The sequence below is a fragment of the Halomonas organivorans genome, from assembly GCF_014192055.1.
GTDB lineage: Bacteria > Pseudomonadota > Gammaproteobacteria > Pseudomonadales > Halomonadaceae > Halomonas > Halomonas organivorans.
In genome coordinates, this window is sequence record NZ_JACHXM010000001.1 from 477,158 (window position 1) to 493,431 (window position 16,274).

At 61.1% G+C, this 16,274-nt stretch carries 17 protein-coding genes; all 17 read right to left on the reverse strand.

Translation table 11 applies throughout. From position 1 onward, the window contains the following. Positions 1-11: 11 nt before the first annotated feature. The 17 genes from FHR96_RS02170 to FHR96_RS02250 all read right to left on the reverse strand — a co-directional run bounded on the left by FHR96_RS02170 (position 12) and on the right by FHR96_RS02250 (position 16,261). A complete protein-coding gene (locus tag FHR96_RS02170) occupies positions 12-284 on the reverse strand; it encodes a 2-hydroxymuconate tautomerase (protein WP_343066315.1) in 273 nt (90 codons plus the stop codon). After that, positions 260-1,288 carry a TRAP transporter substrate-binding protein gene (locus tag FHR96_RS02175; protein WP_183385991.1) on the reverse strand — a complete coding sequence of 343 codons (1,029 nt, stop codon included), beginning with the start codon at positions 1,286-1,288 and terminating at the stop codon, positions 260-262. The genes FHR96_RS02170 and FHR96_RS02175 overlap by 25 nt, the downstream gene beginning before the upstream one ends. 48 nt (positions 1,289-1,336) lie before the next feature. After that, complete coding sequence (locus FHR96_RS02180; RefSeq protein ID WP_183385992.1) at positions 1,337-2,668, reverse strand: TRAP transporter large permease; 1,332 nt, start codon at positions 2,666-2,668, stop codon at positions 1,337-1,339. Beyond that, complete coding sequence (locus FHR96_RS02185) at positions 2,661-3,209, reverse strand: TRAP transporter small permease subunit (RefSeq protein ID WP_183385993.1); 549 nt, start codon at positions 3,207-3,209, stop codon at positions 2,661-2,663. Before FHR96_RS02185 ends, FHR96_RS02180 begins: the two co-directional genes overlap by 8 nt. Before the next feature lie 26 nt (positions 3,210-3,235). Then, positions 3,236-4,192, reverse strand: coding sequence for a PDR/VanB family oxidoreductase (locus FHR96_RS02190; protein ID WP_183385994.1), 957 nt, complete (start codon positions 4,190-4,192; stop codon positions 3,236-3,238). A 24-nt stretch (positions 4,193-4,216) separates the two neighbouring features. After that, complete coding sequence (locus FHR96_RS02195) at positions 4,217-4,960, reverse strand: SDR family NAD(P)-dependent oxidoreductase (RefSeq protein WP_183385995.1); 744 nt, start codon at positions 4,958-4,960, stop codon at positions 4,217-4,219. A gap of 10 nt (positions 4,961-4,970) precedes the next feature. After that, positions 4,971-5,447, reverse strand: coding sequence for an aromatic-ring-hydroxylating dioxygenase subunit beta (locus tag FHR96_RS02200; protein ID WP_183385996.1), 477 nt, complete (start codon positions 5,445-5,447; stop codon positions 4,971-4,973). A 5-nt stretch (positions 5,448-5,452) separates the two neighbouring features. Next, positions 5,453-6,742, reverse strand: a complete 1,290-nt coding sequence (locus tag FHR96_RS02205) for an aromatic ring-hydroxylating oxygenase subunit alpha (protein ID WP_183385997.1) — start codon at positions 6,740-6,742, stop codon at positions 5,453-5,455. 42 nt (positions 6,743-6,784) lie between these two features. Next, positions 6,785-7,129 carry an IacB protein gene (locus FHR96_RS02210; RefSeq protein WP_183385998.1) on the reverse strand — a complete coding sequence of 115 codons (345 nt, stop codon included), beginning with the start codon at positions 7,127-7,129 and terminating at the stop codon, positions 6,785-6,787. Between the two features lie 37 nt (positions 7,130-7,166). Next, the gene (locus FHR96_RS02215) at positions 7,167-8,312 is read right to left on the reverse strand and encodes an acyl-CoA dehydrogenase family protein (protein WP_183385999.1); all 1,146 of its coding nucleotides are present in this window, start codon (positions 8,310-8,312) and stop codon (positions 7,167-7,169) included. 18 nt (positions 8,313-8,330) lie between these two features. After that, positions 8,331-9,455: an amidase gene (locus FHR96_RS02220; protein WP_183386000.1), complete on the reverse strand. Its 1,125-nt coding sequence runs from the start codon at positions 9,453-9,455 to the stop codon at positions 8,331-8,333. An 84-nt stretch (positions 9,456-9,539) separates the two neighbouring features. Then, positions 9,540-10,829, reverse strand: a complete 1,290-nt coding sequence (locus FHR96_RS02225; RefSeq protein WP_183386001.1) for a TRAP transporter large permease — start codon at positions 10,827-10,829, stop codon at positions 9,540-9,542. Continuing rightward, a complete protein-coding gene (locus FHR96_RS02230; protein ID WP_183386002.1) occupies positions 10,826-11,302 on the reverse strand; it encodes a TRAP transporter small permease in 477 nt (158 codons plus the stop codon). Before FHR96_RS02230 ends, FHR96_RS02225 begins: the two co-directional genes overlap by 4 nt. Before the next feature lie 73 nt (positions 11,303-11,375). After that, entirely contained in the window at positions 11,376-12,428 is a 1,053-nt protein-coding gene (locus FHR96_RS02235) for a TRAP transporter substrate-binding protein (RefSeq protein ID WP_183386003.1), read from the reverse strand. A 300-nt stretch (positions 12,429-12,728) separates the two neighbouring features. Then, positions 12,729-13,793 carry a porin family protein gene (locus FHR96_RS02240; RefSeq protein ID WP_183386004.1) on the reverse strand — a complete coding sequence of 355 codons (1,065 nt, stop codon included), beginning with the start codon at positions 13,791-13,793 and terminating at the stop codon, positions 12,729-12,731. A 413-nt stretch (positions 13,794-14,206) separates the two neighbouring features. Further along, positions 14,207-15,256 (reverse strand): TRAP transporter substrate-binding protein, encoded by a 1,050-nt coding sequence (locus FHR96_RS02245; RefSeq protein WP_183386005.1) that lies wholly within the window; start codon positions 15,254-15,256, stop codon positions 14,207-14,209. A gap of 21 nt (positions 15,257-15,277) precedes the next feature. Beyond that, complete coding sequence (locus tag FHR96_RS02250; protein ID WP_183386006.1) at positions 15,278-16,261, reverse strand: 3-hydroxybutyryl-CoA dehydrogenase; 984 nt, start codon at positions 16,259-16,261, stop codon at positions 15,278-15,280. Between the last annotated feature and the right edge of the window lie 13 nt (positions 16,262-16,274).

Consider the following 16,274-nt stretch of genomic DNA (forward strand, 5'->3'; position numbering starts at 1 on the left):
TGTAATCGTCTTCAGCGCCCTAACTTCTCGCCGGTGGTCCCGCCGATGCCGTAGTCGCCCTTGGGAATCTCGCTAATGATCACCCGCACGTTCTTCTCGGGGGCATCGACGGATGTCATAACGGCATTCGTCACTTCGCGGATCAAGGTTTCCTTCTGGGGCTGGGTACGGCCCGACATCATGTACACATGGACAGTAGGCATTTCATGACTCCTATCAGAATATGTTAACTTGCCCCCGCTTCGGCCAGGGCCCGGTGCTAGAAATCGGTCAGCTCCCGGTATTCCTCGTAGCGTTCGCTGAAGGCCCGGTAGGACTCGAGCACGCGACGGAAGTCGTCATCCTCGGCGGCGTTCTCTGCCAGCACCTCGGTGGATGCCCCACGCAATGCCTCCAGCACCGCCTCGGGGAAACGCGCCACCTCGACCCCCGCCTGGCGGAACTCCTGTAAGGCCGACGACTGGGCCTGCATGTCCTGGGCATACATATGAATACTGAGATCGCTGCAGGCATGACGAACGGCCTGGCGCTGGCCCTCACTCAGGCCATCCCAGACGTCAGCGTTGACGATCAGCTCGTTGAGGCTTCCGGGCTGATGCCAGCCTGGGAAGTAGTAGTGGTTCGCCACTTCCTGGAAGCCGACGCTGGTATCGATGGTCGGAAAGCTGAGTTCCGCGCCGCCGATGCGCCCGGTATCGAGGCCAAGAAAGGTCTCGCCGGCAGGCAGGGAGACTGGGGATACCCCCAGCCGACTCATCGCCTCGCCACCGAGCCCACTGATGCGCACACTCATGCCATTCAGGTCATCGACACCGGTGATTTCATCGACATACCAGCCCCCTGCCTCGGAGATCATCGAGCCACAGGGAATCGGCACCACGTTGTAGGGCCGATAGAGCTCCTCCCACAGCTCGATGCCACCACCGCCATAGAGCCAGGCCAGGTATTGGGGCACATCGGGCCCGAAGGGAATGCTCTGGAACAGGGCCGCGGCGGGGAGCTGGCCGGCCCAGTAGCTGGCCGCCGACCAGCCGGCGTCCAGACTGCCGTTGCCGACATTCGCGAGGATCTCGAAAGGCGGTGAGAAAGCCCCGGCATCGTAGGGCGTGAAGCTCAGCTCTCCTCCCGTGGCGGTCTCGACATCCTCGACGAAGCGATGAATGGAGTCGTCGATCACCTCCAGACTGAAGGGAAAGGCCGACTGCAGTGTCAGGGTCTGGGCCAAGGCTCCGCTGGAGGCCAGGACGGCCCCTACGATGGCGATGGATGGGGTCAGGGTCTTGTTCATTGTCGGGCTCCTGAATGGGGGGTTCGGGGTGAATCCTTAGGCACACCGCTAGAGCAGCAGCACCGCGGGAAACAGCAGAATTATCAGCAGCACCAGCAACTGCATGGCGATAAATGGGATCACGCCGCGATAGATATCGATGGTGGCTACACGATCGCCCATGGCGCCCTTGAGGTAGAACAGCGAGACGCCGAAGGGCGGGGTAAGAAACGAGGTCTGCAGGTTGATGGCGAAGAGTACCGCGAACCACACCATCAAGGCGCCGCCTCCCAAGTCGTTGTCGAGCTCGAGCTGGGCGACGATGGGCACGAAGATCGGCATCAGGATCAGCGAGATCTCCAGCCAGTCCAGGAAGAAGCCGAGCAGGAAAACCAGCAGCAGAATCAAGAAGATAGCACTCCAGTCGCTCGCGCCCAGCAGCCCCAGGGCCGCGAGGATCAATCGGTCGCCGCCGACGCCCTTGAAGATCAGCGAGAAGCAAGTCGCGGTGATCACCAGCAGCATGATCATGGCGGTGGCGACGGCGGTTTCCCGGGCCGCCTCCCGCACCGAGACCAGGCGCGCCTTACCGGTCAACCAGGCAAACAGCAGCACCGCCACCACGCCGATACCACTTGCCTCGGTGGGTGTAGCAACTCCGGTAATGATTGCCCCCAGCACCAGGGGAATCAGCACCACAAAGGGAGAGAGCGCCAGGGCGTCCCGCCATGGGGTGGACATTCTCTCGTCCTGCCGTCGCCGGGCGAACTCGGGTTCCGGCTCCTTGCGCGCCGAATCCCAGGCACTGATCAGCGAGTAGAGGGTATAGAACAGGATCAACAGAGCGCTTGGCACCAGGGCAGCACGGAAAAGCTGTCCGACAGGCACCGAGACCAGGCTGGCCAGGACGATAAGCATCACCGAGGGGGGCATCAGGATCGCCAGCGTTCCCGAGGCCGAGATCAGCCCCGAGGAAGCACGGGCCGAGTAGCCTGCATCGAGCATCCTAGGCAATGCCAGCACTGATAGCAGCACGACCGAGGCGCCGACCACTCCGGTGGTTGCCGACAACAGCCCACCCACGAACAGCACGGTCAGCGAGAGGTGCCCCGGCAGGCGATGCAGCAGCCGCTCACTGACGCGAAAAGCATTCCGCGCCAACCCAGTGCGCTCCAACAGCAGCCCCATCAGGATGAACATGGGGATAGCGACATAGAGCCAATTGCTTAAGGCGTTGGCATAGACCCGTGTCAGCATCAGATTGACGAAGGCCATGGGTAGGTCGGAAAGCAGCAGGAACAGCGTCGAGGTGCCTCCCAGCACCAGCGCCACGGGATAGCCGGAGAGTATGCCGGCAAAGAGCAGCGCCACCATCGCCAGAGGCATCCAGAGCTCAGCCATGGAGCACCTCCCGCGGGGTACGCCCACGCAGCAGGGCTGCGATCACGATGAGCAATGCCGCCAGGATCATCACGATGCCCATGGGCAGCATCGCCTTGATTACATAGATATCGTTCAGACCGCCGTCCATCGAGCGCTCACCAGTCACGAAGGCACGCTCGACGAAGCGCCAGGCGGGCCACAGCAGGCCACCGAAAAAGGGGAGCGCGAAGCCCAGGTGACCGACCAGCTCGAGCCGGCGTTGCCCGCGCCGCGAGAGACGCCCATGCAGCACATCGACTCGCACATGTCGGTCCAGCAACAACACCGGCGCGATGGCCAGCATGATGGCCATGGAGAAGAGCAACACCTGCAGGCCCATCAGGCTATTGAAGGTAATCGCTTGCCCCACCAGCCAGTAGGAACGCTCGAAATCGAGTAGCCGGGACAGACCTAGGAGGTGCATCGCCACCCCCGCGGCAATCACGAAGGCGATCGCCAGCAGGCAGAGGCCACAGACGTCCAAGGCTCGCTCGCACCAACGCCGTTTCCACATCCCCATCTTCGTGTCCTCCCCATTCGGCTGCGCTACAGATCGATGACCAGCCGCTCGCTCTTGGCTCGCGAACAGCACACTGCCATCTGATCGTTGTCGGCCTTTTCCTCGTCGTTGAGGAAATGGTCTCGGTGGTCCGGGGTTCCCTCCAGCACATCGCAGATACAAGTGCCGCAGACTCCTTCCTCGCAGGAAACGTCCACCTTGACCCCGGCGTCCTTGAGCGCCTGAGCGATGGACATTCCCTCTTCGACCCAGACACTGACGCCGCTGGCCGCGGCCTCCACCTCGAAGGCGCCGCCACTGGTGTCGACTTCGGCATTGAAGTACTCGAAGTGCACACGCTCGTTTGGCCAGCCCGCCTCTCCGGCGGTACCGATCACCCAATCCATGAATCCCGAGGGGCCACAGACGTATAGGTGGGCGGCGTCGCCCTGAGCGGCGAGCAGCGCCTCGATATCGAGGCGCTGCTCCGCCCCCTGGTCGTCGAAGTGCAGCACCAGGGAATCGCCGAAGGTGCCCTCGAGCTCGACGAGGAAAGCCGCCTTGTCCCGGGAACGACAGCAGTAGTGAAGTTCGAAGGAACGACCGGCGACCTTGAGCGCATGCGCCATGGCGATCATCGGGGTAATGCCGATGCCCCCACCCACCAGCAGGCTGTGCTCCGCCGTGGCGGCCAGGGGAAAGTGGTTGCGCGGCTCGCTCGCCACCACCTCCACGCCCTCATGAAGGCGCTCGTGGACCGCCCGCGACCCACCGCGGGAATCGGGATCATTGAGCACTCCCAGGCGATAGCGGTCCCCCTCGGTGGGGGCATTGCTCAGTGAGTACTGACGCACCAGTCCTTCGCCAAGGTGCAGGTCGATATGTGCCCCCGCCTCGAAGGGCGGCAGGGCGGAGCCGTCGACGGTGACCAGCTCTAGCACCGCGATCTCATCGGTGTGCTCCTGGCGTCGGACGACCCTCAGGGTCAGGGTGTCTTGTGTCATGATTTGCTCCTCGCCGACGGGCGGCTAGCGCATATGGATGCCGCCGTTAATATCCCAGGCCGCCCCGGTTACGAAATCGGCCTCGTCGCCCAGCAGCCGTGCCACGGTCGTGGCCACGAAGGTCGGATTACCCAGGCGCTTGACCGGAATTGCACGATCAATGATGTCCGTCAGCTTTTCGGGGGGTACCGCGGCGCGCACCGACGGCAGATCCAGAGGCCCCGGCGCCACCGCATTGACGGTGACATTGGCCCCCGCCAACTGGCCGGCAAAGACCTTGGTCAGGGTCAGGATGGCGCCCTTGCTGGCGGCATAGTGGGCACCAGAGGCGGTGCCACCGTTCTGTCCCGCCAAGGAGGCGATATTGACAATGCGCCCGTAGCCACGACCGGCGAAGTAGTCGCCGAACACCTGACAACCGAAGAAGGTGCCGCGCTGGTTGATAGCCACCACTGCGTCGAACTCCTCCGGTGTGATCTCCATCACCGGAGTCGTCGGGGTCATGGCGGCGTTGTTGACTAAGGCGGTGGGAGCACCGAGATGCGCCTCCACTTCCGACAGGGCCGCGGTGAAATCTTCCTTGCGGGTCACATCCAGCCCCAAAGCCAGGGTCCGTCCACCCTCGGGGTCGAGTTCCCTGGCCAGGCGCTCGGCCCCTTCACGGTCACGATCGGTGATGGCTACATGGAAACCCTCCGCAAGTAGCTGGCCGGCGATGAGGCTGCCCAGTCCTTGGGCTGCCCCGGTGATCACGGCAATCGGTTGCATGGCTTCCTCCTCAGAAGATAAAGGCGACGGTATTGAGGTGATGGCCGGCGTTGAGCAGGCGCACCACCTTGGTGTGCAGGCGCAACCCCTTGGAGGTCTTGGTCAGGCGATACTCCACATTGGCGGGATAGAGCAGCGGCTTGGCCAGGCGCACCTCGCTCAGGAACATGGCGCAGCGCAAGCGGATTGCTTGGTCGTCCTCATCGAGCAGCCGAAAACGAGACATGCTGCGCACCGTGCCCTCCTGGGCCACACTGGAAACCGACTCACCGTTCTGCAGTCGCGCGACCCGCATCTCGCGCATGGCGTGGTCGTCATAGGCGAAATTGAGGGTGTTGGCGAAATCCGTCTCGTGGATATCCACCGGCACCACGTACTTACCGTCTCGCTCCCAGAGCCCAAGCCATTCGGAATAGGCTTTGTGATCGAGCAGGTCGGCCTCTTGGTTGATGAAATCGATCGCCTGCTGAAACATGTTGTCTGCCATGGTGTTTACTCCCCTGCCTCGTCGCTCATCAGTCGCTTCCACATCTGGTAAGCGGCGCGCATACCGACCTCGGAACAGACCGCACCGGCGGGGTTGCCGTCTGCGGAGGGCTGCATGCGCTCGAGGCCACGGTTGACCAAAATCCAGCCGTCGGGACCGGCCAGGGAGCCCTTTTGCACGCGTTCCCAGCCCTCGGCGTCGTCGGGGGTGCCGAAGCCCATGGGGCCCTGGAAATGCTCGTGGAGACGCATGCGCGTCTGATTGAAGGGGGCCGGGGCCCCAGCGCCACCGATGGCAACATGATGGATCTCGGTCTCATCGACGCTGACCGGCGTCAGCACCCGGAAGAAGGCCATGGAGCAGGCCACATTGGGGAAGAGATTGAGATTGAAGCCGGAACCACCCACGGCGCGCACCAGGCGACGCACCTTGGCCTCGTCATGGCCCTCGTCACGCAGTGCCACGGCCAGCTCCGCGAAACGCTCGGGGATGGGGTCGTCGAGGTTGGCTTCCAGGTCGACCAGCTCTGGGATCATCACCATGACGCTATGGCCGTTGCCCAGGTCTTCGACGAAGCCCTCGCCGTCGAGGAAGTCGAAGACCTCGGATGTCTGGTCGTCCAGCGACGAGATAAAGGACTTGTGGACAATAGGGAAGTGGTAGGCGTCAGTGGTGTTCTCCAGCTGGATCTTCCAGTTACCGGGAAAGCGGAAGCGGTGGTCACCAAGCACCTGCATCGGATAGCCGCCGGACTGCTTCATGAAGAGGTCGATCCACTTCTTGGCCCCGCCCAGGAACTCCTCCAGCGGCTCGGCATCCTCATTGAAGGTGGCGAAGATCATCCCCTGATAGGACTCGTGGCGCAGGCGTTCCAGCGGCAGCTCCTGCTTGTCGATGACGCCGTCGTATTGTTCCGGCTTGGGAATGGCACGCAGCTCGCCATCCAGGGAATAGCCCCAGCCGTGATAGGGACAGGTAAAGGCGCGGGTCTTGCCCCGCTTTCCCTCGCACACCGTGGCGCCGCGATGACGACAACGGTTGAGCAACACATGGATGTTCTTCTTGCGATCACGGCTGACGATCACCGGCTGTCGACCGACATGGGCGGTCTTGTAGGAGCCGGCCTCTGCCACCTCGCTCTCGTGGGCCACCCACACCCAGGTGCGATTGAAGATCTTGTCCAGTTCCTGCTCGAAGAGCTCGGAATTCGAGTAGAGGCTCTTGTGAACACGCCCCTCTTCCACCAGGTGGCCGGGGTCGGCGGTGACGTTTTCGATATCGATCAATTGAGTCATGGTCCTGTCCTCATCCGTTACGATGAATCATCCGCTGGCGAGTCACTCGGGAACGACCAGCTCACGGCCGATGCGTGCCTCGACGCGAGCGTATTTCCACAGCTTGTAGGTGCCGTCGCCCACTGGCGTGGTACGGAAGAAATTGCAGGCCGCCACGACGCTTTCGTAGTCCGGCACGTCGGCCATGATGTAGGCGGTCCAGGGCGCGGTGGCGGAAGGGCCAACCATGATGCGGTCGTCATCCATGATTCCCAGAATGTTGACGCCGGGCAGCTCGTCGATGCCTTGCATCATCTGGCTGAAGGCCTGCCAGACCTGCTTGCCCTCCTCGGCGGGGGCATCCATGAAATTCTGGTTGATGCCAATGCAGAACAGTACGCGATTCATAGTGGTAATCTCCGTTCGTCAGTGGGGAGGTGGCCGGTCACAGGTAGCCCGGCAAGGGGTCATGGCCGAAGAAGATGGCTCCGGCGTTCTTCCAGGTGATCTCGCCCATGAAGGCGTGTTGGGTGCAGAGTTGAGAATCGCGCAGGATTCGCGACAGGGGATGGCCGTTGTCGGCCCCGGTCATGCCGCTGATCTGGTAGACGCTACGAATCGCCTCGGCGCATTCCTGGGTCAGGTGAGTCGTGGAGAGGCGCAAAAGATTGACCTGCTCGCGGTTCGGCTCCCCCCCGGCTTCGATGGTCGCCCAAGCGGCCTCGGTGCTGTCGTAGAAGAACCCTCGTGCTGCGCGAACCCGGGCCTCGGCCTTGCCCAGGGTGATCTGGGCATACTCCCGCTCGCCCAGATTGGGGGCCCCGGTAACGGACTTGCGCCCGCCGGCCATGGCACGCACGATATCCAGCGCCTCACGCGCCAGGCCCAGGGTCGTCACTGCCAATACCTGGGCGGCGAAGGCCAGCGAGGGATACCGGAAGAAGGGCGCATCCACGGAGGGCTTAGCGCCGCGCACAAAGGTCCAGGCCTCCGGTACATAGGCTTCCTCGACCACCAGGTCATGGCTACCGGTGGCCACCATGCCCAGCATGTTCCAGGTAGGGTCGATCGCCACCTCGTCACGAGGCAGCACCGCCATGCGCGGCAAGGCTCCCTCCTCCTCGGGCAGGATGCCCACCCCGCACAGGGAGGCGCCCATGCAGCCACTGGCGAACTTCCAACGCCCCTTGATGCGGAAGCCGCGATCGACCCGCTCGGCGGGCTGGGGCGGGAAGATGCCACCGGCGAAGACCACATCGGGAGAGTCCCGCCACACCTCCTGCAGCGTTTCCTCGGGCAACGCGGCCAGGTAGGCGGGGTTCATGCCGAAGCTGGCCACCCAGCCGGCAGAGCCATCCGCCGCCGAGATCGCCTCAACCATCTTCAGGAACTCGGCGGGAGACCTTTCATCACCGCCGTAACCGCCCGGAACCATGGCGCGATAGACACCGATGGCCTGGAATTCCTCGATGATGTCCTGAGGGATATGTCGCTGGGCTTCGAACTCCTCGCGACGCTGGCGGATCTTGTCGAGCAGGGCATCGAAACGGGCTTCGCCGCCCCACTGGGATTTGTCGACAGTGCTATGCATGAGCATTCTCCTGTTGTTTTATGCGGTGGCGTTCGCCCGTGAGGCGACGGCCAGGTGAAGAGCGGCTCGACAGAGGCCGGCATCACCACCACGCCGCCCCACCAGCTGCAGCGCCATCGGGTATCCCTCTCGAGACGCCAGGGGCAGGGTCAGTGCCGGGTGTCCAGAGAGGTTGAAGGGGCGCAGCAGCGCGGAAATCGTCAGATCCTGCTGCCCCGCCTGAGCGGCTTCACGGGTCAAGGGCGCATGCGGTAGGGTCGGCAGCGCGAGGAGGTCATAAGCCTCGAACAGCCGATCCACCTCGGCGGCAAAGGCGTGACGCACCCCCTCGGCCTCGCGCACCTCGGCATCGGTGGTTTCTCCCGCCAATCGCAAACGCCTGGCCACATCGGCACCGATACGGCCTCCCTCCAGCCAGGTTGAGCATGCATCGAAGGTCTCTCGATTGATCACCGCCATGGCCGCGTTATAGGCCTCATCCAGCAGCGCCAGTGCGGCCGGCGCCATGGGCAGCCCCGAGGCCTCGAGCCCCTCGTCCACGGCGTCCTGAATGGCGTCATCGGCCTCGACGTCGAGCCGCGCCACCCGGGGCGGTCCCTGCGTCGCTGGCATGGCGAAACCGGAATCCACCGCAGCCATGAAGGCGATCAACTCTTCCAGATCCGCAGCGATGGGCCCCACGCAATCGAGACTGCTGATCGCCGGCATCACGCCGCGACGATCGAGACGTCCGAAGGTCGGCTTGAGGCCATAGAGGCCGCAGCAAGCTGCCGGCAGCCGGACCGAACCACCGGTATCGGTGCCGATACCAATGTCGGCTAGCCCGGCAGCCACTGCCGTTGCAGACCCGCTGGAAGAACCTCCGGGGATCAGCGCCGGGAATCGCGGGTTCTCGGGCGTACCGGTCCAGGCGTTGAGGCCGGTCATGCCGAAGGCCAGTTCATGCAGGTTCGCCTTACCGACGATGCGGTAACCCGCCGCCAGGATTCGCGCGACGATCTCCGCGTGACGCCCGGCAGGAGCCGCCTCCGCCAGGGCCGCCGATCCGGCCCGAGTCGGGTGACCGGCGATATCGATGGTGTCCTTGACCACCACCCGCTTGGGGCCTCGCCCCAGGGCGAGGTTTTCGATCACAGAGGTCATGCCAAAGCCTTTATGTATTTTTCACATGAAATTTATAATAAATATCTCAAGACATCTTTATTGATGTCCCGGCACTCTCCATCCCTAGAGCACGAAAAGGATCAGCTCGGGAATCGCCAACAACAGCAAGATGCAGACCAAGTAGGGCAGCATAAAGTAGCCCACTCCACGGAAGACCTCACCGATACTGAGCTCCGTATCGAGACTCTTGACGATAAAGGCGTTGACACCCACCGGCGGCGTAATTGCCCCCATACTCGTGACAATACAGACCAGAATACCGAACCAGATAGGGTCATAGCCCAGCGCCAACGCCACCGGAAAGAAGATCGGAATCGAGATGATCAAGAAGCCCATGGCATCCATCAGGGCTCCACCAATCACGTAGATCATCAGCACACAAGCCATGATCAGAACTGCCGGGAGGGGCAGAGACGCGGCCCACTCTCCGACCAGAAAGGGCAGGCGCGTCACCGTAAGGAAACGCCCGAAGACCACGGCGCCGGCCACCAACATCAGGATCATCGCCGACGACTTGAGGGCATTAGCCAAGGCCTCCTGCAGCACTTCCAAGGACAGTCGCCCCTGGAGGGCAACGATGGCCAGCGCGCCCACACAGCCCACGGCAGCTGCCTCGGTGGAGGTAAACCAGCCGGCGAAGAGCCCCCCCAATACTAGGGCGAAAAGCGCCGCGATCTCCAGCACCCCCTTGAGCGATGCCAGCCGCACGGACCAGGTGGCGCGTTCCCCGGCGGGGGCCATGGACGGATTCTTACGACAGAGCCATACGATGGTCATCACGAACAGCGTAACCAAGAGCAACCCGGGCACGATGCTGGCAATAAACAGGTCACGAATCGCCAGCTCCGCCTGCAGGGCGATCACGATCAATACTGAGCTGGGAGGAATGATCACCCCCAGAGTGCCACCGGTGGCGACGCTTCCCGCGCTGAGTGCCCGGTGATAGCCGAACTTCTTCATCTCCGGCAGGGCTATGGTTCCGACAGTGGCCGCCGTGGCGGTATTGGAGCCACTGACCGCCGCGAAGCCTGCACTGCTAAGGATCGTCGTGGTCGCCATGGAGCCGCGTCGATGACCGATCCAGGCATAGGCAGAGGCGAAGATCTTTTCTGTAATTCCCGAGCGAAAGAGCAGCTCGCCCATGAAAATAAACAGCGGTATCACGCTCAGCGAGTAGGCCGAAAGCTGCTCCCAGATTCCCGAGCTGACGATGTTGTAGGCGGCCATCGGACTGGTCATCTGCAGCATCCCGAAGAAACCGACAATAAACATGGCGAAACTGATCGGCATCTTGAGCAGGATCAGCAGGAAAAGGGCCATGATGCCGACCACCGCTATCAGGGTCATGCTCATTTCATCACCACTCGTTTCAAACTATCGAAGACATCCATCAGCAGAGCCAGGCAGAAGGCGGAGAAGCCGAGGGCTACCAGATAGATCATCGGATAGAGGAGTAACCGCAGCGTCTGGGAGGTCATGCCACGCTGCATGGCCCCATAGCCGTACTCCCAGAGCTTGATGGCCACCATGCTGAAGAACAGCAGACTCACCGATGCCACCAGGGCCTGGAGCACCGCCTGGAACCGAACGGGAAACCGCGCCACCAGGATGTCCAGCTCCACATGGGCCTTGTTCAGCTGGGCATGGGCAAGGGAAAACGCGACCACCACCGCGGTCAGCCAGCCGACGACCTCGGTCGTACCGCCGAAGGACGACGTTACCTGGCGCATGACGATATTGATGGCGACCAGGGCAACGATGGCTAACAGGGCCAGGCCGGCCCCAAGCAGCAAGACGCGACTGATCAGTAGATTACATCGATACATAGGACGAATGCCTCGCAGGGTCGGTCACTTCCGGCAGCGACGTGCTCGCCGCCGGTCCCGTGCTCCTCGCACCTCAGGGCTGACGATACTTCTCGACCAGCTCCTGCATGCGCGAGTGGAACGCCACGGCGGGCAGGCCCATCTCGGCCACCTTCGTCAGGCGCGCCTCGTTGATGGGTTCCAGGCGTTCAGACCAACGCTCCGCCTCCTCGTCACTCAGCGCGAGGGTCTCGACGCCGTGACTCTCGGCGGCCCAGGCCAGCGACTCTTCGATATGACTATCCAGATAATCACCGGCGAAGTGCGCCATCTCGCCTCCCAGCTCGTCGATCACCTGTCGTACATCCTCGGGAAGAGACTCCCAGCGCTGACGACTCATGACAGCGACCATGACAACGTTGGTCAGTGGATAGTCGGTGACATACTGAACACTGCGTGCATATTGCAGGTCCATCAGAGTCTCGCGAGAACCGACATATCCATTTACCACTCCAGCCTGGAGGGCCTCACCGGTCTCGGCTTGAGATAACCCCACGGGGACACCACCCAGTGCCTCCATCACTTCGGTACTGTCACCGGGAACACGGATCTCCTGACCCTGGAGGTCGTCCAGAGAGGTCACGGGATTTCGGGTATGGAGATAGCCCGGCTCGGACGTAAAGGCGGTAATGACCTTGAAGTCCTCGAGGCCCAGCTGGTCGGCGGGGAACTCCTGTGTCAGGTCGTACACCACCTGGCTTGCGACCGTGGAATCAACATCGATCCCCGTCAGATTGCCGGCCAGATTGAGCAAGGGGAAACGTGCCGGCTCATAAGAAGTCGCGGAGAGGCCAATGTCGGCGACACCGCTCAGCACGCCGTCATACATGTTACCAGCGGACAGCAGAGTGCCACCCGGGAAAGTATTTACCGAAACGCGGCCGTCGGTGCGACGCTCCAGCTCCTCGGCCCAGTGCTCCATCTGCACAGCGGGAAAGGTCTGGGCGGGAGCGAAAAAGGCATAGTTGAGGGTGATCTCACTAGCGGCGGCACTGCCAGCGAAGAGCGAGCCAGCCATCAGCCCACTCAGGCAAGCGGCGCCTGTCAGGCGCCTGGAGATCGTGGTCACGGTCTGCTGCGTTGTCATGGGTTCCACCTCTCGTTTGTTGTTGTGTCGGATGCTTTGGCATCACATACACTCAATATCACATGAAATTTCAAACAAAACCACACGGATTCGATCGATTTTGCCTTAAGTCTAATCCCGAGTTCCTTAAGCGATAAGGAGGCCAATAAATAAAATTTTCTTTAATTACAGAATATTAAGGTAGAGCCCGTCATCCTGCTGCCAACCATCTGGCACCACTATCGCCCCTAGCGGGCCCCGAAGCGCTCGGGTAGTGCAGGCATAAAACCCGACGGCACCACCAATACCTGATAGTCACCGCTAGAACCTATACATGGCCATCAGCTCGACTTGCTGGCCGCCCGGGCGCAGCGGCATGGTGAGCGCGTTGCGATCACGCCACTCGATGCCGAGGTCCAGGCCCGGCAGGTAGGTGTAGATCAGGTTGACGTTGGTCACCTGCAGGGTGTCGTCCTCCACTGCCGGCGATACCTCATCGGCGGTCACCTGCCCGTAGCGCACGTTGCCACTCAGTCGCTCGGTAAAGCGGTGGCTGATACCGGCGGAAAAGCCTGTCGTGCTGACCAGATCGCCGTTGGCGTCGACTTCTCCCTTGCGTGCGATGCTGCCCGGTGATGCCGCGCCGTTATAGCCCCAGCCGGCTTGTACGTTATTCCCCTCCCCCGTGTAGCCGCTCAAGGCGACGGAAGTGTCGCCGAAGTTCAGTTTTCCCGCCAGGGAGATCGCGGCGCCGAACTCCGAGTCATCCACACCGGTCTCGACTTCCCGGCCGGTGACGGCCAGGTTGAACGCATGCCCTGCCTGGGTTCGATGAGTATATGAGGCCACCATGTCCGGGACGTCGGCATCGCTGTAGACCGGATCCTGGAAGCTGAAACGGAAACCGCCCGTCGTATAGTGCAGGACCAGGTCGGGCCGCACGACGGCCCCGCTTCCCGCGATGGTGCCGATGCCCGTGCCATAGAAATCCAGAACCCGAACGTCGAACGGCGCCGATGCATAGAACTGTCCCGTCCATGTCTGGCCAAGCGTCAGGTTGTCGACCTTGACATAGGCATGGCGCAAGCGCATGGCGTAGCTCGTATCGCTGGTATCGGTGGCATTGTCCCAGAAGTCGCCTTCCACGAAGGCCGTGACATCATGCCCCTCGATCTCTCGGTCCACCTTGAAGTTAAGCCGAGACTGGCGGGCAGAACCATCGAAGTACCTGTCCCCACCGTCGGGGTCGGTGAAAATACCTTCCGCCTTGACATAGCCACCGACGCTGAATGTCGTTCCGTCAACCTCCGCGATCTCCAGGGCATGAACCTGGGAAGACATGGAGGCGACGGCCACGGCGAGTGCGAGCTTGTTATTGAATGTCATCGCTGCGTTGCTCCGTATTGTTGTCATGCTGAAAGGCTCGAGAGCCATCGAGCCATAAAAGGGGGCATCCCCGGGTAAAAAAATCGTTCCCTGCCGTGCTCCTGCCTCGCTCGCGAGATGGCGCCTCGACGAGGCTTCACCCCATCTTCACGACTAGCGCCACCTTGGGGCGCCCGCCGTGTAGCCGATCCCCCAGGGACCACTACTGCCTTTGAGGGAACTTGGCGACGGCCTCGGCAAACGCCGACTCCAGGTCATCCGAGGTGATCACATCGGCGATGGCGGAAGTCCGTCATGAGGCCGGTATGAGAAAAGGCGGGGATCTCGGATGTACCGCCATGGCAGTCTCATGCCAGACTCTCATGACTTTCTTATCACACGAGGTCCCTTCACCTTTTTCGTATATAGCCAAATCAGGGAGTGCGATACTTCTCCGTCAGCTCGCGCATTCTTTGAGCAAATTCTCGCGCTGGAAGCCCTTGACCCTCGACATTATCAAGTAGTGTTTCGCTGACCGGGGAAAGGCGATCATTCCAGCGCTCACGCTCTGCTTCGGAAAGTGAAACTATCTCGACGCCCTGTGTATCTTGCGCCCACTCCAAGGAGTTCTGGATATGATCGTCGAGATAACGACCAGTAAAAGCCGACATTTCTGGCGCCAGGTCATTGATCACGCGACGAACGTCGTCGGGAAGCGAATCCCATCTATCCCGTGACATCGCCGCAACAAACAATGTATTTGTCAACGGATAGTCGGTTACATACTTGGCCATCCTCGCGAACTTAAGATCCATCAGCACTTCCCGGGATGCCGCGTAGCCGTCGATGATACCGGACTGCAATGCTTCACCCGCATCCGTCTGAGACATACCGATAGCCGTTGCGCCTAAAGCCTCAAGAGCAATCGAGTTGTCACCGGATATCCGAATCTCCAGCTCCTCCAAGTCTTCCAGGTTACGTATCGGATCGAGAGTCTGGAGATAGGCCGGTTCCGAAGTGAAAGCAGCAATGACCTTTAAATCGTCGAATGCCGGCATATGCTCTTCGAACTCTTGAATCAACTGAAAGGTCATTTGGCTTGCGACTTCAGAGTTTACCTCCTGGCCAGGCAGAGTGCCGGCCAGATTGAGCAGAGGAAATCGCCCAGGCTCGTAGGAAGTGGCCGACAGACCAATGTCCGCCACGCCACTCAATACGCCGTCGTACATATTATTGGCCGTCAGCAAGGTTCCCCCTGGAAAAAGATTCACCGAGACGAGGCCGTCAGTTCGATCCTCCACCTCCTCGGCCCAGTGCTTCATCTGCACAGCTGGAAAACTCTGTGCGGGGGCGAAGAAGGCGTAATTCAGAACAACACTTTCTTGAGCCTGAACGACCCCTTGGCCTGTCAACAGAGCACCTAATCCCATGAATGAGGCGAACAGCCTGGCCCGATTATTTGTCGCTTGTATAATTGTTTTCATCGCAAGTTCCTCGTTGTTTCATCAACCGCCCGGAGTAGCGACCACGGGTAGCAACTGAGTCAGACGAAGGCGCTCGAGAAAGTCATCTGAGCGATAACGACGCCGTTCAGCAAGATCGACGCCGGCGTAGTCAAAGAAACCACGACCGTCGCGGAATCCACGACGCTCCTCGAGCATATTGGCATGAATTACTTCAGGCGCCCGGAAGCGTTCATCGAGGGCGTCACTAAGATAGTTAGAAGCATAATAGAGGATATCTCCGCCACCCCAATCAATGAACTCCAGCACACCCAGCACCGAGTAGCGAAGCCCAAACCCAGTGCGAATGGCAGTATCGATATCATTGGCACTGGCCACTCCCTCCTCCACCATTCTCGCGGCCTCATTCATAATCAGCACTTGAAGACGCGGCACGATATAGCCCGGCGAGGCGTTGCATAGCACTGGAACCTTGCCTATGGCCTTGAGGCTCTCGAATAGGGAGTCAATGGCCACCTTTCCAGTGATGGCTCCCTTACTCACCTCCACCAACGGCATCAGATGAGCCGGGTTGAGCCAATGAGCATTCATAAAGCGCTCGGGGCGGCTAACCATCTCGGCCAACTCGGTGACCAGGAAGGTCGAGGTCGTAGAGGCGATCACCGTATCGTCGCTGAAATGTCGACTGGCCCACCCGAGAGCTTCCGACTTGATTTCCTTGACTTCGGGAAGCGCCTCGAAAGCGAGTTTGATATCATCCCACACCAGGTCTTTCTGGTTGTGCCTGACCAGGCTAAGTCGCGACATGATGATATCTATATCGCCCGAACCGACGATCCTTCTATCCTCGAGATAAGCCAACTCTTCACGCAGCCTATCGACGATGGCAGCGTAATAGACTTCGCGCGCATCGGAGTCTCGCTTCTTGAAGTCGACCATCACCACATCCCGACCTGCCAGCATGTATGCAAGCGCGATACCCTCCCCCATGCGTCCAGAACCCAGTACAGAAATTCGCTCGGTCATAACCGCTCTCCTC

Excerpts from the sequence above, each read along its gene's own strand:
- FHR96_RS02175 (WP_183385991.1), bottom strand. The coding sequence starts at position 1,288 with ATGAACAAGACCCTGACCCCATCCATCGCCATCGTAGGGGCCGTCCTG.
- FHR96_RS02180 (WP_183385992.1), bottom strand. The coding sequence starts at position 2,668 with ATGGCTGAGCTCTGGATGCCTCTGGCGATGGTGGCGCTGCTCTTTGCC.
- FHR96_RS02185 (WP_183385993.1), bottom strand. The coding sequence starts at position 3,209 with ATGGGGATGTGGAAACGGCGTTGGTGCGAGCGAGCCTTGGACGTCTGT.
- FHR96_RS02190 (WP_183385994.1), bottom strand. The coding sequence starts at position 4,192 with ATGACACAAGACACCCTGACCCTGAGGGTCGTCCGACGCCAGGAGCAC.
- FHR96_RS02195 (WP_183385995.1), bottom strand. The coding sequence starts at position 4,960 with ATGCAACCGATTGCCGTGATCACCGGGGCAGCCCAAGGACTGGGCAGC.
- FHR96_RS02200 (WP_183385996.1), bottom strand. The coding sequence starts at position 5,447 with ATGGCAGACAACATGTTTCAGCAGGCGATCGATTTCATCAACCAAGAG.
- FHR96_RS02205 (WP_183385997.1), bottom strand. The coding sequence starts at position 6,742 with ATGACTCAATTGATCGATATCGAAAACGTCACCGCCGACCCCGGCCAC.
- FHR96_RS02210 (WP_183385998.1), bottom strand. The coding sequence starts at position 7,129 with ATGAATCGCGTACTGTTCTGCATTGGCATCAACCAGAATTTCATGGAT.
- FHR96_RS02215 (WP_183385999.1), bottom strand. The coding sequence starts at position 8,312 with ATGCATAGCACTGTCGACAAATCCCAGTGGGGCGGCGAAGCCCGTTTC.
- FHR96_RS02220 (WP_183386000.1), bottom strand. The coding sequence starts at position 9,455 with ATGACCTCTGTGATCGAAAACCTCGCCCTGGGGCGAGGCCCCAAGCGG.
- FHR96_RS02225 (WP_183386001.1), bottom strand. The coding sequence starts at position 10,829 with ATGAGCATGACCCTGATAGCGGTGGTCGGCATCATGGCCCTTTTCCTG.
- FHR96_RS02230 (WP_183386002.1), bottom strand. The coding sequence starts at position 11,302 with ATGTATCGATGTAATCTACTGATCAGTCGCGTCTTGCTGCTTGGGGCC.
- FHR96_RS02235 (WP_183386003.1), bottom strand. The coding sequence starts at position 12,428 with ATGACAACGCAGCAGACCGTGACCACGATCTCCAGGCGCCTGACAGGC.
- FHR96_RS02240 (WP_183386004.1), bottom strand. The coding sequence starts at position 13,793 with ATGACATTCAATAACAAGCTCGCACTCGCCGTGGCCGTCGCCTCCATG.
- FHR96_RS02245 (WP_183386005.1), bottom strand. The coding sequence starts at position 15,256 with ATGAAAACAATTATACAAGCGACAAATAATCGGGCCAGGCTGTTCGCC.
- FHR96_RS02250 (WP_183386006.1), bottom strand. The coding sequence starts at position 16,261 with ATGACCGAGCGAATTTCTGTACTGGGTTCTGGACGCATGGGGGAGGGT.